The organism is Geovibrio thiophilus, assembly GCF_004087915.1.
Taxonomy (GTDB): Bacteria; Chrysiogenota; Deferribacteres; order Deferribacterales; family Geovibrionaceae; genus Geovibrio; species Geovibrio thiophilus.
In genome coordinates this window covers 1924756-1948137 of the sequence record NZ_CP035108.1, presented here as the reverse complement: position 1 = coordinate 1948137, position 23382 = coordinate 1924756, and the positions used below count along the sequence as shown (strand labels likewise).

The window sequence follows — 23382 nt, the reverse complement described above, 5'->3', positions numbered from 1 at the left end:
TTTAACAATTTTTTACATATGTTTTACTTGATATTCTCATTATCAAATATTTTGGGAAGTCATGTCTAACATATTCATATTCTTTAATATTCTAACTGTTCGGAAACAATATCCCATGAAAAACCCACAGGAAAGGCTGAATCTCTATGCCTTGACTTCACAGGCTGCGGGGAATATATTTTAATTATTCAGCAATAACTATGTTTAAAGTTTCTAACTCACGGCATAGTTATTCAGCAGGCTTTCAGTGAGGCAGCGTCAAACCCCGTATAAACCACTTTGGAGGTTACTAATGGGAAAAATTTACGAAGCACCCGGAAATGCAGGAAGTATTGTATCACTAAAATCTCGTTACGACAATTTCATCGGAGGAGAATGGGTAGCTCCTGAGCAGGGGCAGTATATGCCCAATATCAGCCCTGCTACCGGAAAACCATTTTGCGAAGTTGCAAAATCAACTGTGGCGGATGTCAACAAGGCTCTGGACGCGGCGCACAAAGCAAAGGACGCATGGGGTTCCTCATCGCTCGCAGAACGTGCGGCGGTTCTTAACCGCATTGCTGATGCCATTGAGGCTAATCTGGAAATGCTCGCTGTCGCGGAAAGCTGGGAAAACGGCAAGCCTGTGCGTGAAACGCTGGGAGCAGATATTCCTCTGGCAGTTGATCACTTCCGTTATTTTGCCGGAGCCACCCGCTCGCTTGAGGGTACTCTGACTGAAATTGACAAAGATACTGTTGCCTACCACTTTCATGAACCGCTCGGCGTTGTCGGACAGATCATTCCTTTTAATTTCCCTCTTCTTATGGCTGCGTGGAAGATTGCTCCCGCTCTTGCCGCAGGCAACTGCACTGTGCTTAAGCCTGCGTCCCCGACCCCGTGGTCTATTCTTAAACTGGCGGAAGTAATCGCCGATATAGTTCCCCCCGGTGTCATTAACATTATAACCGGTCCCGGAGGAGAGATAGGTAAGGCTCTTGCCACCAGCCCGCGCATAGCCAAAATCGGTTTTACGGGCGAAACTGCGACAGGCAGACTGATCATGCAGTATGCGGCTCAGAACCTTATTCCCTCAACAACAGAACTTGGCGGAAAATCACCCAACATATTCTTTGCCGACGTAATGGCGGAAGATGACGCCTTTCTTGATAAAGCTGTCGAAGGTTTAGTGCTTTACGCTTTCAACAAGGGTGAGGTTTGCACATGCCCGTCACGTGCGCTCATTCAGGAATCAATCTACGATAAATTTATGGAACGCTGCCTTGACCGCATCAGAAAGATTACTCAGGGCAATCCGCTGGATACATCCACTATGCTCGGCGCTCAGGTTTCCGTACAGCAGATAGAGAAAATAACCGGTTATGTTGACATAGGCAGGCAGGAAGGCGCGGAATGCCTGATCGGCGGCAAACGCAAAATGATGAGCGGTGAACTGTCCGGCGGATATTACTTTGAGCCGACAGTTCTGCGCGGAAACAATAAAATGCGTGTATTTCAGGAAGAGATCTTCGGACCTGTTCTGGCTGTAACAACTTTTAAAGATGAAGCGGATGCGCTGCAAATCGCTAACGACACTCTTTACGGTCTCGGCGCAGGGGTTTGGACAAGAGACGGCAGCCGTGCCTACCGTATGGGGCGGGCAATAAAAGCCGGACGTGTTTGGACGAACTGCTATCATTTATACCCTGCCGGAGCGGCTTTTGGCGGGTATAAAATATCGGGTATCGGAAGAGAGAACCACCAGATGATGCTTGAGCATTACACGCAGACTAAAAACCTGCTGGTCAGCTACAGCCCGAATGCTCTTGGTTTCTTTTAAAAGGAGACTGATATGAAAACGCCTGACGGAGAACCCGCTGTTGTGGCTACGCCCGCAGCCCTTGAGGCAATAGAGCGTCTGCTGAGGGAACGGGGATCTGTCTTCTTCTTCCAATCCGGCGGATGCTGCGACGGCAGCCTGCCTATGTGCTTTGAAGAGGGAGAGTTTATGATCGGCGATAACGATGTCCTCCTAGGCGAGGTCGGCGGTTGTCCGTTCTATATTGACTTCCGTCAGTATGAGGCATGGAAGCACACTCAGCTAATACTCGATGTCGGAGAAGGAGAGCCCGAAGGCTTTTCTATAGCCGCCGGAGAAAACAGCCACTTTATCACAAGATCCCGTGTATGCCAAATCCGTCCTTCGGGATCCGGAGAACTGAAGTAGGCGTCGGCGGTATATTTTGTGAATATTTCCTTAAGAGGGGTATGATTGGCATACTCCTCTTTTTTTGTTTTTTGCGTGTGCCTTAGAGCGGTTAAATTATTGACAAGAGCGTGATATAAATGGTACAGAACCCAATGGCGCAGAGGATTTCGTCTCTGCTGTAAAAACCACAGGATGTGCGTTTTTAAATTATAAAATATGAGAGGCTCCTGTGATATACACGGTTTCAAGGATGGAACCGCGCTGTGCGAAGCGAAGCCGAACTTGTTTCGGTGCGAGCGTGTATTGAAAACCGCCGTTTGAGTTTCGGCGGTTTCTGCACAGAGCTTGCTGTAAAAACCACAGGATGTGCGTTTTTAAATTATAAAATATGAGACATTTACCTGAAATAGAAACCCTTGTTGTCAAGATCGGGAGCAACATTCTTCTGAGCGAGAACGAAGGACTTAATCTTGACTTTATCCGTTCCTTAACTGAATCAGTCGCTGATGTTCAGAGAAAAATCAAAAATATAGTAATCGTTTCGTCCGGCGCTGTGGGTGCGGGTTTCAGGCATTTGGGCTTTTCCTCCAGACCGAAAAACATCACAGACAGACAGGCGTGCGCCGCCATCGGACAGGCTCGCCTCATCTGGCTTTATGAGAAAGAGTTTGAAGCCTTCGGCAAGAGCGTTGCGCAGATTCTTATTACTAAAGACGACTTCGCCAACAGCCGCAGATGCCTCAATGCACGCTATGCGATCCGCCGTCTGCTTGAGTTCGGCGTTGTGCCGATCATAAACGAAAACGATACAGTCGTGGTGGATGAGCTGAAATATTTTGAGTCCTTCGGCGATAACGACAATCTCTCCGCTCTGGTTGCCGGTTTGATCGGAGCCGATCTTCTTCTTATTCTCTCCGATGTGAACGGGCTTTACGATAAAAACCCGTCGGTTTATCCCGATGCGAAGCTGATACACGATGTTCAGTACATAGACGAAAACCTGATGAGCGCTGCCGGAGAATCGGTAAGCGGGGTTGGAACGGGCGGCATGGGCTCCAAGCTCAAGGCGGCTAAAAAGGCACTTAACGCCGGATGTCATGTCGGCATAATCAACGGGCGTGACACTGCAAACATAAGCCGGTTCATCAGCGGTGAGCTCGTGGGAACCTATTTCTCGCACACGGAAGACGTTTACCGAATCAGAAAATTCTGGATAGCACACGCCGCCAGCGTAAAAGGAACTATTTCCATTGACGCGGGCGCTGTTAAGGCTATAGTGGACATGAAAAAGTCTCTGCTGCCGTCCGGTGTCGTGAATGTCAGCGGACGTTTCGGCATAGGCGACATAATCTCCGTTGCGGATACGGAAGGGCGTGAGCTGGCAAAGGGCAAAACCCGCTATTCAAGCAAGGACATGCGCCAGATTATGGGTAAGAAGTCCGCAGAGATTTTTGACATTCTCGGTTATAAATTCTCCGATGAAATAATCCACAGGGACGACCTCGTGGTATCTGCGGAAAGGGGGCACGGATGAAGGAACTTTTTGAAAAAGCCAGAAGCACTTCCTACAAGCTGATGAACCTGAACACAAGAGTTAAAAACGAAGCCTTGGCTGCCATAGCCCGAAAGCTTGACGAAAACCGCGAACTGATAAAATCCGAAAACGAAAAAGACCTCAAGGCAGGGCTTGAAGCCGGACTGAGCTCCGCCCTTATAGACAGGCTCAGGTTGGACGATAAAGCCATAGATTCCATGATAAAGGCTGTGAACGAGATAAAAGAACAGACCGATCCTGTGGGTTCTGTGGTTGACGGATACAAACGCCCGAACGGGCTTTATATAACCAAAGTGCGCGTTCCTCTCGGCGTTGTCGGGATCATATACGAATCCAGACCGAATGTAACTGTGGATGCCGCCGCACTCTGCCTGAAATCAGGCAATGTATCGATCCTGAGAGGCGGGAAAGAGGCAATACACTCCAACACATGCTTAGGAAAGATAATGGCGGAAGCGCTTGCCGAGGCAGGTCTCCCTGAAGGCACGGTTAACGTCGTGCCGGATACCGACAGGTTTAGGGTTACGGAGATGCTTCAGGCTAAAGGATACATCGATATAATTATCCCCAGAGGCGGCTCAGAGCTTATTAAATTTTGCAGCGAGAACGCCCATGTGCCTCTTGTGAAGCATGATGCGGGCATATGTCATGTTTATGTGGATAAGGACGCGGATATACAGAAGGCGCTTAAAATAGTCAGAAACGCTAAAGTTCAGCGTCCGGGCGTGTGCAATGCCGCCGAGACTCTCCTTGTGCATGAGGATGCTGCGGGGGCGTTTCTCCCCGTGTTTGCGGAGCTTACGCAGAAGGACGGGCTGGAGCTGAGAGGCTGCGGAAGAACGCTTGCCTTCATAGATGTCAAGCCCGCAGCCGATGAGGACTGGAGCACGGAATACCTTGATCTGATCCTTTCCGTTAAGGTTGTTTCATCCATGGAAGAGGCTCTGGCGCATATAAACAGATACGGTTCCGGTCATTCGGAAGCGATTATTACGGAAAACTACACAAGCGCAAGGCAATTCATGGACAGGGCGGACGCTTCCGCTGTGTTTGTGAACGCATCAACGAGATTCAATGACGGCGGGGAGTTCGGACTTGGGGCTGAAATAGGCATCAGCACGCAGAAACTTCACTGCCGCGGGCCTATGGGCGCCTTTGACCTGACTACCACCAAGTATCAGGTTTACGGCGACGGTCACATCCGGGAATAAGATGCGGCTGGGACTTTTCGGCGGAACTTTCAATCCTATACATCTGGGACATGTCACACTGGCAGGCAACGTTTTCAGGGACTTTAAGCTGGACAGGCTTCTGCTTATCCCGTCAAGCATACCGCCGCATAAAAAAGCGAGTGTTATCTCCCCTGAACTGAGATATGAGATGGTTCAGCTTGTGGCGGAGAAGCTGGGGAATGGTTTTGAAGTTTCCGATGTTGAGGTGAACTCAACGGAAGTGTCTTATACATATAAAACCCTGAAAAAATTCAGAACAGATTATCCCGATGCTGAGATATTCTTCATTGCGGGAACTGATATATTTGCTACCATAGAGTCATGGCAGTACTGGCGGGATCTCTTCGGACTCGCTAATTTTATAGTGGTGAACAGATCCTCCGTAAGCTTTGAGGATATGATGAGCCGCATCCCCGTTACACTGAAGGAGAGGGTGGTGACACCTGATGGCTTCAAAGGGGAAAAATACGGCAGGATAATACTTTACAGCATGTCAGAAATCGACATCTCCAGCACGGAGATAAGAGACATGCTGGACGCCGAATACAGAAAGGCGAATCTGCCGGAAGATGTTTACGAATTTATACGAACCAACAACTTATACAGGAGAGCCAATGGCTGAAGACACACTTTTGAAGGACATAGTACAGTTCCTTGACGACAAGAAAGCGGAACATATTGAGATTTACAAAATCGCTGAGAAAAGCTCTCTGGCGGATTATCTTGTGATTGCCACCGCAAACTCAAACACACACGCAAACTCTCTGGCAGATTTTATCCTCCATGAGCTCAAAGGCAAGAAGATTGAACCTCAGGGGCTTGACGGCTACAGGGTATCAAAATGGATCTGCATAGATTTCGGTTATATCCTCCTGAACATTATGTGCGAGGATGAAAGAAACTATTATAACCTTGAATCAATCTGGGGCGGATGCACAAAGATTGACGCTTCTCAGTTCATCGAGGCTCCGCAGAAACAGAACTGATGATTAAAATTGCCCTCATAGAACCTGAAATACCTCAGAACACAGGAAATATAGGCAGAATATGCGTGGGGGCGGACTGTGAACTGCTCCTTGTGGGAAAGCTCGGTTTCTCCATGGATGACAAATACATGAAAAGAGCCGGGCTGGACTACTGGGAAAAAGTTCGTCTGCAACGCATTGACACTGTTAATGAATTTTTTAACAAATACGATACTCCCGAATACACCCTTGCATTTCTCTCCAAAAAGAGTGAAAAAATCTATACGGAAATACCCGCAAAAAACGACGGCACTCTTGTGCTGGTCTTCGGCAAGGAGACTCTGGGGCTTTCCGATGAAATCCTGCAACAGTACGCTGACAGAAGCTACCGCATTCCCACCACGGGAAATGTGCGCAGCCTGAATATCGCAAACACAGTTTCCATCGTTACATTTGATGTCCTGAGGAGACTGGACTTCGCAGGGCTGGAGAGGAGAACATGCTTGTAATCGGGCAGATAGACTATGCAAACGTCTACCCCATCTTTCATCAGCTGAACAAACACAAGGAATACAGGTTCGTAAAAGGCGTGCCGTCTTATCTTAATACGGCTCTCAGGGAAGGGGTGATAGACCTCTCGCCGTGCAGCAGCATAGAATACGCCAAATCCTTTGAGGATTATATTCTCATTCCCGGAATTTCAATTAGCAGCACTGAAAAGGTTAAGAGCGTGATGCTTTACTCCGAGGTTCCGATCGAGGATCTGAAAGGGCGCAAGGTTTTTCTCACAGGGGAATCAGGCACGAGTGTTGTTCTGTTCAGGATTCTGGTGAATGAAATGTACGGCTTTCAGCCGGAATTTACCGACCAGCCGGAAGGTGCTGAAGCGAAGGTTCTCATAGGTGATAAGGCGCTTTTTGAGCTTTACAACGGGCAGAATAAGTATGTTTACGACCTCTGCACCCTGTGGAACGCTTTCACCGGTCTGCCGTTTGTTTTTGCCCTCTGGATAGCCAGAAAGGATGCTGTCAGGGCTAAAAGGGCGGAGTTTGAAATGTTTGCCGGTCAGCTTGATGAGATCAAAAAGGACAGTAAATCGAATCTCGCCGCACTGCTTGATCATTATTCAATGAAAGGGCTTACCTCATATCAGATTATAGATTACTGGGAGACAATGGATTACAGCCTGTCGGACAGACATGTTCAGGGGCTCCTGCGCTTCTACAGCTACGCCAAGAAATACGGCGCCATAAAGGAAATCCCTCCTATTAATTTCTTTGTTTGAAAGCGCCGTGCGGAGCGAAGGCTTGCTTTGCAAGCCGCGAGCGTGTACATCAAACTGACAGGATGTACAGTTTGATGTTATTAAGTCAGATATTCAGGGTTCGGAATAACGTAAACAGCCCCAAGGATGGGGCTGCGCCGTGCGGAGCGAAGGCTTGCTTTGCAAGCCGCGAGCGTGTACATCAAACTGACAGGATGTACAGTTTGATGTTATTAAGTCAGATATTCAGGGTTCGGAATAACGTAAACAGCCCCAAGGATGGGGCTGCGCCGTGCGGAGCGAAGGCTTGCTTTGCAAGCCGCGAGCGTGTACATCAAACTGACAGGATGTACAGTTTGATGTTATTAAATACGAAAGCCCCTCCACCGTCAGGCAAAGGGGCTCTTTTTATATAAAAATCCGGGTGATTTTTAAAGTTTTATTACGTGTTCACCATGAAGACTGATGTCGAGACCTTCGGTTTCAGCCTCGGCAGATGCTCTGATCCCCATTGTGTATTTAATTACAAGAGCGATTATAAAGCTGAGTACGAAAGAATATACACCCGCAGCCATTACGCCTTCAAACTGAAGCCATACCTGATGTGCGTTGCCCTTTATGAGACCTTCTGCGCCGACAGTGGCGAATATGCCCGTGGCTATAGCACCCCAGAAACCGCCTATACCGTGTATGCCGAAAACATCCAGAGACTCATCCAGCTTGAAGATGAATTTAAGCCTGCATCCGTAGAAGCAGATTATCCCCGCAACGAAGCCGATGATCAGTGCCGCCCACGGCTCAACAAAGCCTGCCGCCGGAGTGATGGCAACGAGACCGGCAACAATACCGGAGGCAAGACCTATGCCGCTGGGCTTGGATTTAAGAGCTTCCATAAGGAGCCAGCCGAGACCCGCAGCGCCGGGGGCAACGAGAGTGTTCACGAAAGCTACGCCTGCTCCTTCGCCTGCGCTGAGCGCGCTGCCCGCGTTAAAGCCGAACCAGCCGAACCAGAGTATGCCCGCTCCGATGAGTGTGTAGCCCACGTTGTGAGGTATTGTGGCGCTTTTCATGAAATCCTTTCTGTTGCCTAGAACTATGGCGAGTGCAAGAGCCGCAGTGCCTGATGAGAAGTGAACAACAGTTCCGCCTGCGAAGTCAAGCGCACCTCTTTCAAGGAGCCAGCCGCCGGCGCCCCATACCCAGTGTGCTATAGGAGCATAAACTATTGTCGCCCAAACAACTATAAAAACTATAAAAGCAGAGAACTTCATTCTTTCCACAATCGCGCCGCTTATGAGAGCGCAGGTGATAATGGCGAACATGCCCTGAAACATAGCAAAAACCGAAAGAGGGATGCTTCCGCTGAGCTCGCTGGCAAATGAGCCGCTCATGAGTACATACTGAAGGCTGCCCCAAACGGAAGAACCGCTGTCGCCGAAAGCAACGGAAAAACCTATAAGAACCCACTGAACACCTATTACAGCCATTGCTATAAAAGAAAACATCATTGTGTTCAGGGCGTTTTTAGCGCGAACCATACCGCCGTAGAACATCGCCAGACCGGGCAGCATAAACAAAACCAAAGCCGCGGATACAAGAACCCATGCAGTATCGCCCGAATTGATTTCGCCTTCGCCCGCAAATGCCGTTACAGATAAAAGAAGTGTTAACACACCTGCTACAAATTTCATAACTCCTCCTGTTCGCCCTATTCATGCAAGAGGCGTGCCAAAATACATCAGTGGTTTTTCGCGGGCTCCGGAGGATGCAGGTGGTCAAAAATTCAGCAGTTATGGTTAAAAAAAGAACGTAAGAGTAATAAGTTTTCAGGCAGCTCTGGGCAGAACGATTGTTAGAACGGCTCCGTCGTCAGTATTTTCAAGGGTTATATGACCGTTCATATTATTCTCGATTACTGTTTTGGACATGTACAGCCCGAGCCCAAGACCTTTTCCCTGCTCTTTCGTGGTGAAATAGGGGTTGAATGTTTTTTCTATATATTCAGGCGGGACGCCCGTTCCGTTGTCTCTGATGCGTATTATGATTTCAGATTCTGTCCGGTCCGCTTCGATTGTAATTTCGGCAGGGGCGCTTAGGACCGCTGTTCCTCTTTTTTCATTGACCGCGTCTACGGCATTTTTAAGAACGGTGAGGATGACCTGCTTGAAATCCGAAAGATAGCCCTGAACAAGAAATGAGCTGTCCTCAAGGAGAATCCCCGCGGTTATGTTCGTGTAGACTTTTCTTTCGGCACCTTCGGTTATGAGGCTGAGGGATATTTTATCGCTTATCAGTCTGCCCGCGATCAGTCTTGCCGCATCGGCGGCAGCGGTTACGGCGCTGAAAATAGTCCTGCTGTCCTTGGGTTTGTAAAATCCACTGAAATCATCTATTGTTTTGGAGAGCATGCTAATCTGCAACATGGTTTTCTGAACGGTTTCCCTTACGTAGTCGGGGCTGATTTGCTTGTGTTCAAAGGCGTCTTCCAGATCCTGAACATAAAGACCTATTGTATTGAGAGGCTGGCGCCACTGATGGGCTATGGAGCCGAGCATTTCACCCATTGCGGCAAGCCTTGACTGAGACATGAACATTATCTCCTGCTGGCGGTGCTTTTCGACTTCGGCGGCTATTTTCCGCTCAAGCTGATGCTGAACTTCTTTTATTTCTGATATATCAGTGAAGGTGGCAAGAGCCGCCTGTTTTCCTTCATAATTTATGCCGCTGATTGTCATGAAAATGTTTTTCTGAACACCGTCTCTGCGGTTCAGCCTTATGTCCTGAAGCTTTTTTGTTACTCCCTTTGAGCCTGTCACGCTGAAGCATGAGTTTCTCACTATGCTTTGCTGTTCCGCCGAAACCAGCTCCCACAGGCTTACCGATTCGATTTCTCTTTGAGTGAAACCGGATATTTCGCATGCCATGGGGTTCGCGTAGTGTATTTTGTCGCTGAATACGACTATGCCCACGGGAACTTTTTCAGATAAGGCACGGAAAAGCTGTTCGCTTTCGGATATTTTCTTCTGAAGCTCCATCTTGTTTGTTATGTCGTATATAATGAGGAAAAGCTGAACATGATCCTTGAACTTAAGCAGTGTCGAGTGGATTTCCGTTTCTCTCACGCTGCCGTCTGGGAGCTCCTGAGTTACTGTTCCCTGATGGATAAAACGCTCAAGGGAAAATGAGAAGTCCCTGTCTCTTCCGTGTATGAAATCCATGATACTTTTATTGATAAGCTTGTCTTTTTCCGTCTGATAGAATTTTTCGGCGGCGTTGTTAATATCGTGTATTATTCCGCTGACTGGATCGATAAGCATCATCACAGCTGTGTTTTTTATGAAAACCTTTCTGAAAAGCTGCTCGTTTTCATTAAACATGTTTTCCGCAGTAACGAAGCGGTCTATATTGATCAGAGAGCCTCTTATGCCTTCCGGCTGTCCGTGTCTGTTTTTCACCTGCTTTACGGTGCTTTCCGCCCAGATAACTTTGCCGTTCTTTTTTCTGAGCCTTATGCGGATCGAGCCGCTGCCTGTTTCCGCGCCGTATTTCTGCGTAAACCATTTCTCTGTGTCAGTGTCGTAAACCATCCTGTCCAGCAGAGCGGGAGTCTTGATCAGCTCTTCGTCCGTGTAGCCTGTGAGTTCATAGCATCCCGTGGATAAAAAAATAAAGCTGCTGTCCGCTCCCAACCAGTATTCCATTCCGTTAATACCGGAGGCTATCACTTCTGATGAGTAAAGAGAGTCCCTTCCTTTTTCCGTGATTTTTCTGATTGACTGCGCAAGTTCCGCAAGTTCCGGCTCATTTTCCATTTCAGAGAATTTGTCTCCCAGAGTGAGGGTTTCGGGATTTATTGTCTGCGCCAGAGCAGTAAGTTTTTTCTCAAGACGTCTGTAAAGGAAAAAGGCTATCAGAAGGCTGCTGAGTATTATTGCGGCGGCGGAAGGTAGTATTACCGTGATCAGTGTTCTTTTGACGGGAAATATGGATTCTGCCGGAATATAGGCTGTTATGATCAGTCCTGCGCTGTCTGTTTTTTCAAAAAACAAGGTATAGCTTTGTCCGTCATACTCGGTTGCGGCAACTCCTGATTTTTCCTTAAGTATTCTGCCGAGGAGGGGGGTAAGATCGGGAGCGCCCCCGTTTATTTCACCGCAGAGAGCTTTATCCGTTTTTTCTCCGCTGTCATAAACTGTTCTTCCGTAAGAGTCGGAGATCAGAATACGTGCTGAGCCTTTGCTTATGATCGGAAGCAGTATGCTCTCCTCCAGTTCGCTGCGGAACGAAGACCAGTCAGTATTTCCGCTGATCATCCCCGCTGTTTTTCCTTCTTTGTCCAGTATGGCTGCCGCTGTAACAAGATACTGTGTATCGGAAAAATAAAATGTTTCGGGAAGTGAGACATAAACGGTTCTGCGGTTGGTATTCTCTGTCACAGTGCTTTTCCAGAACTGCTTGTCTTTAAGGCTGAGGAGTTCGGAATCCGGTGAGGAATCATCTATGCTGACGAAGCCCTCTTTAAAGGGGCTGCCGTGTTTTGTTGAATAAAAAATTCCTCTGCCGTCATAGGCGGGAGATAAAATAAAGCTGTCGAATCTGCTTTTGCGGCGTTCCAGCTCGCTGAGGAGAAAAGGGCGGATCTCCTGCCAGTTCATGCTTTTCACCACAGGGGTCTCCGCGAGGAGAGCAATGTTGTTTATTCTGCTGCCGAGGTAATTTTCAAGATGGGCTGCTGAAATTTTCAGCGCAGCCGAATATTCTCCGGCTGCCAGCTTTTCCTTTGACTTCACGTTTTCGCCGAAAGCGAACGCAATGAAGATGAGCGCCGGAACTGCCGCGGATATCAGAATGTTAGTGATAATATTCCTTTTTAAATTAAGCATGACGCATCCGGAATTTAATGCCCGTTCATAGAATCTTCATGACAAGTATGCTAATAGCTGACAGGTTTGTAAAGCCTTTTAAATAAATTAATAAAATATTGAATGATCCGTGTATTTGTGTTAGGAGTTGCAGGATGATTTCACTGAACGGTATTAATGCCCATGAGCTTTGAAAGCACCGTTGTTTCCGTCGGCATAATCGGTCAGGCTGTATTCTTTTCCAGATTTCTTGTTCAATGGCTCAACTCGGAAAAAGAAAAGAAGAGCGTGATCCCCGTTTCCTTCTGGTATCTCAGCCTTGCAGGCAGCTTTATTCTGCTGGCTTACGCAGTGATTGTGAAGGATCCGGTATTCATCGCCGGTCAGTCAGCCGGTTTTATCATATACTTGAGAAATCTTTACTTTATAGCAGCGGAAAGAGGAGTTAAGAAATCGGTTTTTACGTATTTCTCGGCTTCTTTTGTTATAATATATCTGACTGCCGCATCCGCTTTAGCGTGGTTTGCCCCCTCTTTCAGGCAGGAGCGTGAAACCGCGCACCTGCTTATGCTCTATCTTCTGGGTCTGAGCGGACAGTTTTTTTTCTTTCTGAGGTTTTTTGTTCAGTGGATCTGTACCGAAAAGCTCCGCAGAAGCGTAGTTCCAGCCGCATTCTGGTATTTCAGTCTGGTCGGAAGCGTTCTTCTGCTTGCTTATTCGGTTCTTGTTGATGATATTGTTTTTACCGTCGGTCAGATTGTAGGTATTTTTATTTATTTGAGAAATATATACTTTATTTATAAAGAGAGGTCGTCCGTCATTGCTTAACGAACGCAGAGAACGCAGGTATCTTTTTTTTGTGGCAGTTTTTGTAATTCTTGCACTTGTATCCTCATATCACATGACCCTGTTTGAATCCACCGAAGGACGGTACGCTGAGATCGCACGGGAAATGCTGGTGAGCGGGAATTTTATGATTCCGGAGTTTAACGGAATAACACATTTTCATAAGCCGCCCCTTGTTTACTGGCTGATAGCCGCCGGAATGAAAATTTTCGGTGTAAACGCACTCGGCGCAAGGTTTTTCGGCATAGCGGCAGCAGCGGCTGCCCTTATCTTCACCAGAAAAACAGCCTATCTCCTCACTAGGGATGACAGCACTTCGGACTGTGCCGTTCTTGCCGCAGGTTCAAGCCTGCTTTTTATGTCAGTCTCAAGGATAGTCGCGATTGATATTTATATAACCGCTGTGGTGATAATTGCTTTATATATTGTGTTCTCAGCGGCGAACGGCTCAAACGGAATATTCGAGGGTGTTCTGTTCGGTCTTCTGCTGGGTATGGGTTTCATGCTGAAAGGACCGGTGGTGCTCCTTTTCACGGTTATTCCTGTATGCGCCGCGGCGCTTTATAACAAGAACTACCGCAATCTTTTCAACCCTGTCTTCTTTTTCTCTTCCCTGACAGTTTTTCTGTTAACCGGACTGCCGTGGTATCTGTATATCGCCGTTCACTATGACGGAATCGCCGCTTATTTTCTGGGGTATCAGCTTGTGGACAGGATGACGACAGAGGTCTTTAACCGTGCGGAGCCTTGGTATTTTTATCCTGCCGTTCTGTTCGGTCTCTGCCCTATGTTTATATATTCGCTTTACGGCATGCTGAGAGAAAGGTTCACCGGGCGATACTCGCTCTGGATTTTCTTTTTTCTCCCTTTCTTGGTGTTTCAGGTTTCAGAAAGCAAGCTTATTTCATATCTTGCTCCGTTTACTCCTCTTCTCGGGATACTTGCCGCTTCCGCCGTTATGAGATTCAGGTCTCATCTGCCTTTGTTTTTCGGGCATCTTTACATGACGGTTCTTATATTGGCTCCGGCTGCTTCGGGTTATGTTCTGGATTACCTGCATTCTTACAGGCTGCCGCTTATGCTCTCCACTCTTGTTGCGGCGGCGGTTTATATAACTATTCTCGGCGGTTACAGGTTCGGGAGAGGCTTCGTGATAGCTTCCGCGTGGACAGTTCTGGTAATCAGTGTTCCGGTTTATGCTCTTGTGCCTGCGGTTGAGGAGAATGTTAAAGGGTTCAGGCTGCTTGCAGAAGCGTCCCTGACAGAAAAATACGGGGAAAGGCTTGAGGCTGTCTTCTACAAAACTTTTCTGCCCTCCGTGAGCTTTTACCGTGAGGAGATAGTGCCTGCCGTATTCGGAAAAGAGCGCGAGCTTCAGTTTGAAAAAGACGAAGAATATAAGAGGTATTATGTAGATAACGAGAGTGACGCCGGAGAGTTTTTCAGCAGCAGAAGCAGACTTTTCATCATAACCGGTCCCGAACACATCAGCGAGATAGAGGCAAACTACGGCTATTCCTGCTTTGAGGAATATAAGGCGCGTAAGGCGCACCTGTACTTTTGCGGGCGCTGAACAGTTTTATTATAAGTAAATATTATCGTGCGGACATGCTGAGCATAGAGCTTTGTCCGCCTGTCCGCCTTTCGTTTGCTGAAAGCCTGTAAACCCGCTTTGTTTTTCATCTTTATCCTCTGATTATCCGCTTTCTTCCTGTTACGAAAGGCTAAACTTTGTTAAATTTGGTTTGACTAAACTATGTAAACCTGATACAAAATCAGGCACGGATTTTAGTTTTCATTTTTACCGGAGTTGCGCAGATGATCTGGAACGAAGAGTACGAAACACTGCCCAGAGAGGCACTGGAGGCATTACAGTTCCGCAGGCTCAAGTCATTGCTGGAGACTGTGTACGCCAGAGTCCCTTTTTATAAAGCAAAGTTTGACGAATGCGGCGTAAAGCCCGATGACCTTAAAACACTCAGTGATCTAGGCAAATTTCCCTTCACATATAAGCAGGATCTGCGTGATAACTACCCCTTCGGCATGTTCGCCGTTCCGCAGGAGCAGGTGGTGAGAATCCACGCTTCCAGCGGAACCACAGGTAAACCGACGGTTGTGGGCTACACCAGACGGGACATAGACACTTGGTCGGAGCTGATGGCAAGAACTCTCAGCGGCGCAGGAATAGGCAAAGGGGATATACTCCAGAATGCCTACGGTTACGGACTTTTTACGGGCGGCTTAGGCGCTCACTACGGTGCGGAGAAGATAGGCGCTTCCGTTATTCCGATCTCGGGCGGCAACTCCAAGCGGCAGCTTATGATAATGAAAGACTTCGGCTCCACAGCCATTTCCTGTACGCCCAGCTACGCCCTGAGTCTTTTTGAAGTGGCGGAGGAAGAGGGGTACGATGTTAAAAGTATGCCCATTAAAGTCGGCGTTTTCGGCGCTGAGCCGTGGACAAATGAAATGAGGACGGAGATAGAGTCCAAATGGGGTATAGACGCTGTGGATATTTACGGACTCAGCGAAATCATCGGACCCGGTGTTGCCTTTGAATGTATTGAAGCCAAAAACGGAATGCACATAAGCGAAGACCACTTCATTGTGGAAACAATAGACCCCGAAACAGGGGAGAACGTTCCCTTCGGAGAACCCGGAGAGCTTGTTTTCACCACAATAACCAAGGAAGCGATTCCCCTTATCCGCTACAGAACAAGGGATATAGCAATCATAAACCGTCAGCCCTGCAAATGCGGGCGTACAAACGTACGCATGAGCAAGGTCATGGGCAGAAGCGATGATATGCTTATAATCCGCGGAGTAAATGTTTTCCCCTCACAGATCGAGGCTGTTCTCGTGGAGAAAAAAGGTGTCCTGCCTCACTACCTTCTTGAGGTTGACAGGGTTGATAATCTTGATACTCTTGAGGTGAAGGTCGAGGTGGAAGGCTCCTTCTTCAGTGACGAAATCAAGGAACTTCAGAGACTCACCAGAGAGATAGAAAAAGACATCAAGGATATGATAGGCGTTACCTGCAAGGTGCGTCTTGTCGAACCCAAATCGATAGCCAGAAGCGAGGGCAAAGCCCAGCGTGTTATCGATAAAAGGAAGATATGAGGTGCGGGAATGAAAATCACCCAGATTTCGGTATTTATCGAAAATGAATCGGGCAGACTTCACGAGGTTACAGGGCTCCTCGGTAATAATAACATAAACATCAGAGCATTATCCCTTGCGGACACATCCGATTTCGGAATACTTCGTCTTATTGTGAACGAACCGGACAAAGCTTACCGCCTCCTCAGGGAGAATGAGTTTACGGTTGGCAGAACCGAGGTTCTGGCGGTTGAAGTTCCGGATAACCCCGGCGGGCTGGCCGGTGTTCTCGGCACGCTGAGCAAAGCTTCCATCAATGTTGAATATATGTACGCCCTTGTGGAAAGGAGCACAGACAGCGCTGTGATGATTTTCCGCTTCGATGACACGTCAAAGGCTGTGGATGTCCTCACCGCAAGCGGCTACAAGCTAATGAAGGGCGAGCAGATTTACGAGATATAGCTGACACTACGTTCCCTACGTTCCCATGGATGGGAACGCGCCGTGCGAGCGAAGGCAGGTTTATCCTGCCGCGAGCGTGTATCTAAAATTTCCATGGAAGGTAAATTTTGGATAGTTAAGACTAGATGGGAACGCGCCGTGCGAGCGAAGGCAGGTTTATCCTGCCGCGAGCGTGTATCTAAAATTTCCATGGAAGGTAAATTTTGGATAGTTAAGACTAGATGGGAACGCGCCGTGCGAGCGAAGGCAGGTTTATCCTGCCGCGAGCGTGTATCTAAAATTTCCATGGAAGGTAAATTTTGGATAGTTAAGACTAGATGGGAACGCGCCGTGCGAGCGAAGGCAGGTTTATCCTGCCGCGAGCGTGTACATCAAACCGACAGGATGTGCGGTTTGATGTTGTCAGGACAGCGGGCGAGCAGATTTACGAGATATGAATTCTTTTTGCGGTCATTCTGAACGCAGTGAAGAATCTCTTATATCCGGCAATGCGTTGGTATCCTTCGCTTCTGCTCATAAAAGCGCTTAAGAGTGTAATCCTGAATCCTGCTGGATTGAAGGAATCAGTAACAATAAATTGGGGGTGGAAAAATGGTTCGTATTCTGTCGGTTTTAATGTTTCTTCTGGTGAGTGTTTCCGCATTTGCCGGAGAGGTCAGGCTTGGCGCTCTGTTTGCTGAAACTGGTCCTGCGTCCTATCTCGGGCATCCTGAGAAGCTCACGGCTGAAATGCTGGTGGCTGAAATCAACGCGGCGGGCGGCATCAACGGAGACAAGGTTGTTCTGGTAACCTACGACACTCAGGGTGATGAGCAGAGAACTATCAACTATTTCAAAAGACTTGTGACAAAAGACAAAGTCTTTGCGGTAATAGGACCGACCACCACAGGTTCAAGCCTTGCGGTCAAGGATCTTGCCGACAAGTTTAAAACTCCGCTCATAAGCTGTGCGGCAAGTGCAGCCATTGTCACTCCGGTTAATAAATATGTTTTCAAAACACCTCAGAGCGACATTCACGCCGCTGAGACAATTTTTAAATACATGAAATCCAAGGGCATGAAAAAAGCCGCTCTTATCACCGCTCAGAACGGGTTCGGAGTAACCGGAAGAGACGCTCTGATCGAAGGCGCGAAGGTTCAGGGAATAGAAATTGTTGCTGATGAAAAATTCGGCGACAAGGATAAAGACATGACAAGCCAACTCAGCAAGCTCAAGTCCGCCTCTCCGGACGCTGTAATCTGCTGGGGTGTGGGTCCTGCGCCAGCAATTGTGGCTAAAAACGCCAAGGATCTTGGCATTACGAACCTTTTCATGAGCCACGGCGTTGCCTCCATGAAGTTCATAGAGCTCGCGGGAACATCGGCGGACGGGCTTAAGCTTCCGGCAGGAAGGCTCATAGTCGCTGACAGGCTTGCGGATAATGATCCCTTCAAGCCTGTTCTCATGAAGTATAAACAGGATTACGAAGGCAAGTTTAATATGCCTGTTTCCGCTTTCGGCGGACATGCTTACGATGCTTTTTACCTGTTTAAGCTCGCCTATGAAAAATCCGGAGCAAATACAGATAAGTTCACTGCCGCCCTTGCAGGCATAAAGGGATTCAAAGGCACTGCCGGAGAATTTAATATGACAGAGAAGGATCATAACGGTCTTTCGTCCGATGCGTTTATTATGGTCGAAATCAGAGACGGAAAATTTGAGATAGCAAAATAATGCAGTTCCTCTATTCGGGGCTTACCGGCGGCAGTATTTACGCGCTGGTAGCCCTCGGCTTCAACATAATCTATAACACGACGGGACTTATTAATTTCGCTCAGGGTGAATTTGTCATGCTGGGCGGAATGATGATCTATACGTTTTTCGCTGTTTTGGGCATGCCGTTTCCGGCTGCTTTTCCGCTGGCGATTATTACCGCGCTTGTTATGGGGCTCCTTTTTGAGAGAGTGTTCATCAACCTTGTGCGTGTTAAAAGCGAGATTAACCTTATCACTGTGACCATCGCCGCTTCCATACTGCTCAGAGACTTCGCAATGCACATCTGGGGCAGAGATACGGTCACCGTGGGCGAATTTATGCCTGTGAAAAGTATTGAACTGCCCGGCGGGATCATCTCAAATCAGAGTGTAATGGTGATTGCGGTTGGGGCGGGTATCGCTTTCATTCTGCATCTTTTCCTTAAAAGGAGCAAATACGGACGCGCCATGCGCGCCTGTTTCGATGATATGACCGCGGCTGGCATCTGCGGAATAAACGCCGTGATGGTTCGTGTTATGAGCTTCGGCGTGGCTGCCGCTGTGGGCGCCGCTGCCGGCGTGCTTATATCCCCCATAACCTTTGTTACATATGACGACGGTGTCATGATAGGTCTTAAGGGCTTCGCAGCTGCTATTCTCGGCGGTCTGGGAAGCTTTTGGGGTGCTGTTGCGGGCGGGCTTCTGCTCGGGCTTCTGGAAAGCTTCGCCGCCACGGTGATGCCTTCCGGCTATAAGGACGCCATAGCGTTTGTGGTCATACTGCTGATTCTGTTTGTGAAACCTGCGGGGCTGTTCGGAAAAAGGATGGCAAAGCGGGTATGAGAAAGATAAATCCTTTTCCCGCTCTGCTTGCGGCAGTTGCTCTTGCCGTTCTCGGCTTTACGGTTGACAATGAATATTACCTCGGCGTTGCGGTGATCATAATGATTCACTCCCTAAACGCTACGGGTCTTAATATACTTCTGGGCTACACGGGGATAATTTCCATAGGTCAGGCTGCGTTTTTCGGTCTGGGGGCATATATTTCCGGCGTGCTTTCCGCTACTTACGGCTGGAACCCACTTATGACATTTCCAGTGTCGTTTGCGGGCAGCTTCATCATAGCTTATGTAATAGGCTGGCCTGTGCTGCGTCTCCACGGACATTATCTTGCCATGGCGACCCTCGGCTTCGGGATGATCGTCTACATACTCATGAACGAGATGGATTTCATAACCGGCGGTCCTTCCGGACTTATGGGGATAGGGGATATAGAGTTTCTCGGGCTGTATTTCGGGCTGGATCAGGCTTACTTCGTGCTGATGTCCGTTTATTTTGTGATTGTTCTCTTTCTGTTGGAGCTTTTTGACAAGTCATTCCTGCATTACAAGCTTAAATTTATAAAATCATCCGAATCCGCCTCAAACAGCTACGGACTGGACACTGTGCAGACAAAGCTGCTGGTTTTCGCCTTTGTCGCCGGTTTTACAGCGCTCAACGGCTCACTCTACGCCTTCTTCGCTCACTTCATCAGCCCCGTATCGTTCAGCCTCAAGTACTCTATTGAGCTTGTTGCCATGGCGACTGTGGGCGGGCTCGGCTACATCACCGGCGGCGTGATCGGCGCTGTGATTCTCGGGCTTGTTCCTGAGCTTTTCGCCTCTGCCGAGGATTACGAAATGCTTATCTACGGCGGTCTTCTTGCCGTTTGCGTTATGTTTGTTCCCGGCGGCATAGCCGGAACCCTCTCCGGACTGAGGAAGAAAAATGTTAGAAGTTAAGGATATATCGGTCCGCTTCGGCGGAGTAAGGGCGCTTACGGATGTGAGCTTCACTGTCAAAGAGGGGAGCGTCTCCGCACTCATAGGTCCGAACGGCGCCGGAAAAACCACAATGTTTAACGTTGTTACGGGCTTCGTGGCTCCGGTTGCCGGAACTGTTAGGTTTATGGATAAGAACATCACAAAGGCGAAGCCGCACTGCGTGTTCAACTCCGGCATATCGCGCACGTTTCAGAACCTGAATATTATCCCCGAGCTTTCCCTTCGGGAGAATATGTATCTCGGAATAATCGGCAGAGACAAACCATCCGTCCTGAAAAGCGCTTTCAGGCTTAATAAATCATACTGGAAAAAAATATCGGAAGAGATAGACACTTTCCTTGAGTTTGCCGGCGTGCAGGATTTTCAGCATTACAGACCGTCATCCGTGCCTTACGGGGTGCTGAAAAACTTTGAGATGGCAAGAGCCGTTATCTCAAAACCCAGACTTCTGCTTCTGGATGAGCCTGCGGCAGGGCTGAACATGGCGGAGAAGGAGCGTCTGGCGGGTATAGTGCGCAAGGTTTCGGCGGACGGAATAACGGTTCTTATGGTCGAGCATGACATGCAGTTTATATCCAGCCTCGCTGAATATGTTGTATGCCTTAACTTCGGAGAGAAGATAGCCTGCGGCACCTATGACGAAATAAGGAATAATGAGGCTGTCCTCAAAGCTTATCTGGGGGATGAGGATGCTTAAGCTGAAATCCCTCTGTGTTTCATACGGTGCCGTGGAGGCACTGACAAACGTTTCCGTACATGTGAGCGAGGGTGAGTTTGTTTCCCTCATCGGCAGCAACGGGGCGGGGAAAACGACTCTGCTTAACTCCGTGATGGGCATAATTCCCGCAAAGCAGGGTGAGGCTGTGTTCATGGGTGAGAGCATAGCTGCAATGAAGGTGCATCAGGCGGCGGCGAAGGGTATAGCCCTTGTTCCCGAAGGGCGCAGGGTTTTTGCGAATATGACTGTGCTTGAGAATATTCTTATGGGCGGCTTTTCCAAAAGCTCAAGGGAAAACTCCGAAAAGATTGAGGAGATATACTCCATGTTCCCTGTGCTTAAGGAGCGCAAAAATCAGCAGGCGGGAATGCTCTCCGGCGGTGAGCAGCAGATGCTTGCCATCGGGCGTGCGCTTATGTGCAGACCGAAACTGCTTTTGATGGATGAACCCTCCATGGGGCTTGCGCCCCTTGTGATAAAAGATGTATATGAAAAACTGGCTGCTCTCTCCAAGACGGGTCTTACGATTCTTCTCGTGGAGCAGAACGCGGCAATGGCTCTGAAATACGCCGACAGAGGCTATGTGCTTGAGAATGGGCGCATAGTTCTTCAGGGGAGCGCTAAAGAGCTTCTTGGCGACAATGAGGTGAAAAGAGCGTACCTCGGCAAGGAATACAAGGAGAAGTGGGAGAGATAGAATGAAATACTGGCAGGAACGTGAAGAAACTATGAGCGTTGAGGAGAGAGAGGCGTTTCAGCTTGAACGTATGCAGTCTACCCTTAACCGTGCCTATAAAAATGTGGATTTCTATAAGAAAAAATTTGATGAGACAGGTATTAAGTCCGATTCCGTCAAAGAGCTTGCGGATATTGCGACCCTCCCCTTCACCACCAAGCAGGATTTGAGAGACAACTACCCATACGGAATGTTCGCAGTGCCCCTGCGTGACATTGTGCGCATACACTCTTCCAGCGGAACAACAGGCAAGCCGACAGTGGTGGGTTACACAAGGGCGGATCTGGAAAACTGGAAAGACCTTGTGGCACGTATAATAATTGCAGGCGGAGCGGACGAGCAGGACATAGTTCATGTTGCCTTCACATACGGACTGTTCACCGGAGGATTCGGACTGCACTACGGAGCGGAGCACATAGGCGCATCCGTCATCCCCGTTTCCAGCGGCAACACCGCAAGGCAGATAGGCATAATGCAGGACTACAGAAGCACAGTGCTTGTCAGTACGCCGTCATATGCCCTGCATATAGCCGAAACCCTCAGCAAAATGGGGCTTAATAAAAACGACCTCCACCTTAAAACGGGGCTCTTCGGCAGTGAGCCGTGGGGCGAGAAGATAAGGCAGGAAATTGAGGATAAACTAGGCATAGACGCAGTGGACAACTACGGTCTTTCCGAGCTTATGGGTCCCGGAATAGCCGGAGAGTGCCTTGAAAAGAGCGGTCTCCATGTGAACGAGGATCACTTCTATGTTGAGATAATCGATCCCGAAACACTGAAGCCTCTTCCCATAGGGGAGAAGGGCGAGCTTGTGATCACCACCCTGAAAAGAGAGGCGATGCCTCTTATCCGTTACAGAACAAGAGACGTGACCAGACTCTACAGAGAAAAATGCGCCTGCGGCAGAACACTAATCAAGATGGAAAAACCCAGAGGCAGAACGGATGACATGATAATTGTCAACGGTGTAAATGTTTATCCGTCGCAGGTGGCGGAGGCTCTGGAATCCGTGAACGGAGCTTCACCGCACTTTATGATGGTGGTGAGCAAGAAGGGCGTTCTGGATGAGCTTGAGATACAGATCGAGGTCAGCGAGGCGCTGTTCTTTGATGAGATGAAAAAACAGAAATCCCTTATGGAGGAGCTTGTAAGAGTCTTCCAGCAGGCGATACTCATAAAACCCAGAGTCAAGCTTGTCATGCCTAAAACCCTTGAGCGTTTTGAAGGCAAGGCGAAAAGAGTCATAGACAACCGTAAGCCGGAATAACATGAAAGACGATCAGCGGATTATCAACTTCTTTTTTGAGGCGGGATTTCTTCAGAATTTGCAGAGGACGGGAATCCCCTATCTCGGCTCCGGAAAGCAGAGCGTGGCGGAGCACAGCTTTCGTGTGACCGTAATCGGTTATACGATGGCGGCAGTGCTCGGCGCAGACGTTAACAAGGTGCTGAAAATGTGCCTATTTCATGATCTGGAAGAGGCAAGAACCGGAGATCTTAATTATTTACAGCAGAAATACGTTGACTCCGATGATGAAAAAGCGCTCAGGCATGCCCTGAAGGATCTTCCCGTTGAGGCTGAGGTTTCTGAGCTCATAGAGGAATACGCACAGCAGAAAACCCTTGAGGCAAAAATAGCGAAAGACGCCGATGTGTTGGAGCTTATCATGTTCCTTAAGGAGCAGCTTGATAAAGGGAACGAGCAGGCGGGTAACTGGCTCAAATCCGCAGTGAAGCGCCTCAAGACGGAAAAAGGGATTCAGCTTGCTGAGGCTGTTCTGGAAACAAGATATTACGAATGGTGGTACGGCGATGGGAACGGATGGGAAAACGGATCAAAAAACTGGTAATATTGAATATCCGTCTATTTTAGACACGATATATGTGTCCGCTGCCTTC

General features: G+C 48.4%; 21 protein-coding genes. 19 read left to right on the top strand and 2 right to left on the bottom strand.

Annotated features, from left to right (window positions below; all coding sequences use genetic code 11):
* Window positions 1–292 precede the first annotated feature (292 nt).
* The 8 genes from exaC (at window position 293) to EP073_RS09120 (ending at window position 7225) form a co-directional block, all read left to right on the top strand.
* The gene (exaC, locus tag EP073_RS09155) at window positions 293–1819 is read left to right on the top strand and encodes an acetaldehyde dehydrogenase ExaC (RefSeq protein ID WP_128466849.1); all 1527 of its coding nucleotides are present in this window, start codon (window positions 293–295) and stop codon (window positions 1817–1819) included.
* A gap of 12 nt (window positions 1820–1831) precedes the next feature.
* Window positions 1832–2206, top strand: coding sequence for a DUF779 domain-containing protein (locus EP073_RS09150; protein WP_128466848.1), 375 nt, complete (start codon window positions 1832–1834; stop codon window positions 2204–2206).
* A gap of 370 nt (window positions 2207–2576) precedes the next feature.
* Entirely contained in the window at window positions 2577–3722 is a 1146-nt protein-coding gene (gene proB, locus EP073_RS09145) for a glutamate 5-kinase (protein ID WP_128466847.1), read from the top strand.
* Window positions 3719–4954, top strand: a complete 1236-nt coding sequence (locus EP073_RS09140) for a glutamate-5-semialdehyde dehydrogenase (protein WP_128466846.1) — start codon at window positions 3719–3721, stop codon at window positions 4952–4954. Before proB ends, EP073_RS09140 begins: the two co-directional genes overlap by 4 nt.
* Before the next feature lies 1 nt (window position 4955).
* A complete protein-coding gene (nadD, locus tag EP073_RS09135; RefSeq protein WP_128466845.1) occupies window positions 4956–5597 on the top strand; it encodes a nicotinate-nucleotide adenylyltransferase in 642 nt (213 codons plus the stop codon).
* Complete coding sequence (gene rsfS, locus EP073_RS09130) at window positions 5590–5961, top strand: ribosome silencing factor (RefSeq protein WP_128466844.1); 372 nt, start codon at window positions 5590–5592, stop codon at window positions 5959–5961. The genes nadD and rsfS overlap by 8 nt, the downstream gene beginning before the upstream one ends.
* Window positions 5961–6449: a tRNA (cytidine(34)-2'-O)-methyltransferase gene (locus EP073_RS09125; RefSeq protein WP_128466843.1), complete on the top strand. Its 489-nt coding sequence runs from the start codon at window positions 5961–5963 to the stop codon at window positions 6447–6449. Before rsfS ends, EP073_RS09125 begins: the two co-directional genes overlap by 1 nt.
* A complete protein-coding gene (locus tag EP073_RS09120; RefSeq protein WP_128466842.1) occupies window positions 6440–7225 on the top strand; it encodes a menaquinone biosynthetic enzyme MqnA/MqnD family protein in 786 nt (261 codons plus the stop codon). Before EP073_RS09125 ends, EP073_RS09120 begins: the two co-directional genes overlap by 10 nt.
* A 410-nt stretch (window positions 7226–7635) precedes the next feature.
* Here the strand turns inward: EP073_RS09120 and EP073_RS09115 are convergent, their stop codons facing one another.
* Together EP073_RS09115 and EP073_RS09110 are read right to left on the bottom strand one after the other, a co-directional pair.
* Entirely contained in the window at window positions 7636–8895 is a 1260-nt protein-coding gene (locus tag EP073_RS09115) for an ammonium transporter (RefSeq protein ID WP_128466841.1), read from the bottom strand.
* A gap of 135 nt (window positions 8896–9030) precedes the next feature.
* On the bottom strand, window positions 9031–12087 hold the full coding sequence (locus EP073_RS09110) for a PAS domain S-box protein (protein WP_128466840.1): 3057 nt from the start codon (window positions 12085–12087) through the stop codon (window positions 9031–9033).
* A 162-nt stretch (window positions 12088–12249) separates the two neighbouring features.
* Here EP073_RS09110 and EP073_RS14010 point away from each other — a divergent pair, with 162 nt between their 5' ends.
* The 11 genes from EP073_RS14010 (at window position 12250) to EP073_RS09055 (ending at window position 23333) form a co-directional block, all read left to right on the top strand.
* The gene (locus EP073_RS14010; RefSeq protein ID WP_164885323.1) at window positions 12250–12894 is read left to right on the top strand and encodes a lipid-A-disaccharide synthase N-terminal domain-containing protein; all 645 of its coding nucleotides are present in this window, start codon (window positions 12250–12252) and stop codon (window positions 12892–12894) included.
* Between the two features lie 31 nt (window positions 12895–12925).
* Window positions 12926–14485 (top strand): ArnT family glycosyltransferase, encoded by a 1560-nt coding sequence (locus tag EP073_RS09100; RefSeq protein ID WP_128466838.1) that lies wholly within the window; start codon window positions 12926–12928, stop codon window positions 14483–14485.
* Window positions 14486–14730: 245 nt separating this feature from the next.
* Complete coding sequence (locus tag EP073_RS09095; RefSeq protein WP_128466837.1) at window positions 14731–16032, top strand: phenylacetate--CoA ligase family protein; 1302 nt, start codon at window positions 14731–14733, stop codon at window positions 16030–16032.
* A gap of 9 nt (window positions 16033–16041) precedes the next feature.
* Window positions 16042–16473, top strand: coding sequence for an ACT domain-containing protein (locus EP073_RS09090; protein ID WP_128466836.1), 432 nt, complete (start codon window positions 16042–16044; stop codon window positions 16471–16473).
* A 591-nt stretch (window positions 16474–17064) separates the two neighbouring features.
* A complete protein-coding gene (locus EP073_RS09085) occupies window positions 17065–18186 on the top strand; it encodes an ABC transporter substrate-binding protein (RefSeq protein WP_128466835.1) in 1122 nt (373 codons plus the stop codon).
* The gene (locus tag EP073_RS09080; RefSeq protein ID WP_128466834.1) at window positions 18186–19049 is read left to right on the top strand and encodes a branched-chain amino acid ABC transporter permease; all 864 of its coding nucleotides are present in this window, start codon (window positions 18186–18188) and stop codon (window positions 19047–19049) included. Before EP073_RS09085 ends, EP073_RS09080 begins: the two co-directional genes overlap by 1 nt.
* Entirely contained in the window at window positions 19046–19987 is a 942-nt protein-coding gene (locus EP073_RS09075; protein ID WP_128466833.1) for a branched-chain amino acid ABC transporter permease, read from the top strand. Before EP073_RS09080 ends, EP073_RS09075 begins: the two co-directional genes overlap by 4 nt.
* Window positions 19974–20726 carry an ABC transporter ATP-binding protein gene (locus tag EP073_RS09070; RefSeq protein WP_128466832.1) on the top strand — a complete coding sequence of 251 codons (753 nt, stop codon included), beginning with the start codon at window positions 19974–19976 and terminating at the stop codon, window positions 20724–20726. The genes EP073_RS09075 and EP073_RS09070 overlap by 14 nt, the downstream gene beginning before the upstream one ends.
* Entirely contained in the window at window positions 20719–21444 is a 726-nt protein-coding gene (locus tag EP073_RS09065; protein WP_128466831.1) for an ABC transporter ATP-binding protein, read from the top strand. Before EP073_RS09070 ends, EP073_RS09065 begins: the two co-directional genes overlap by 8 nt.
* Window position 21445: 1 nt before the next feature.
* Window positions 21446–22750 carry a phenylacetate--CoA ligase family protein gene (locus EP073_RS09060; RefSeq protein ID WP_128466830.1) on the top strand — a complete coding sequence of 435 codons (1305 nt, stop codon included), beginning with the start codon at window positions 21446–21448 and terminating at the stop codon, window positions 22748–22750.
* A gap of 1 nt (window position 22751) precedes the next feature.
* Window positions 22752–23333, top strand: a complete 582-nt coding sequence (locus EP073_RS09055) for an HD domain-containing protein (protein WP_128466829.1) — start codon at window positions 22752–22754, stop codon at window positions 23331–23333.
* Window positions 23334–23382 lie beyond the last annotated feature (49 nt).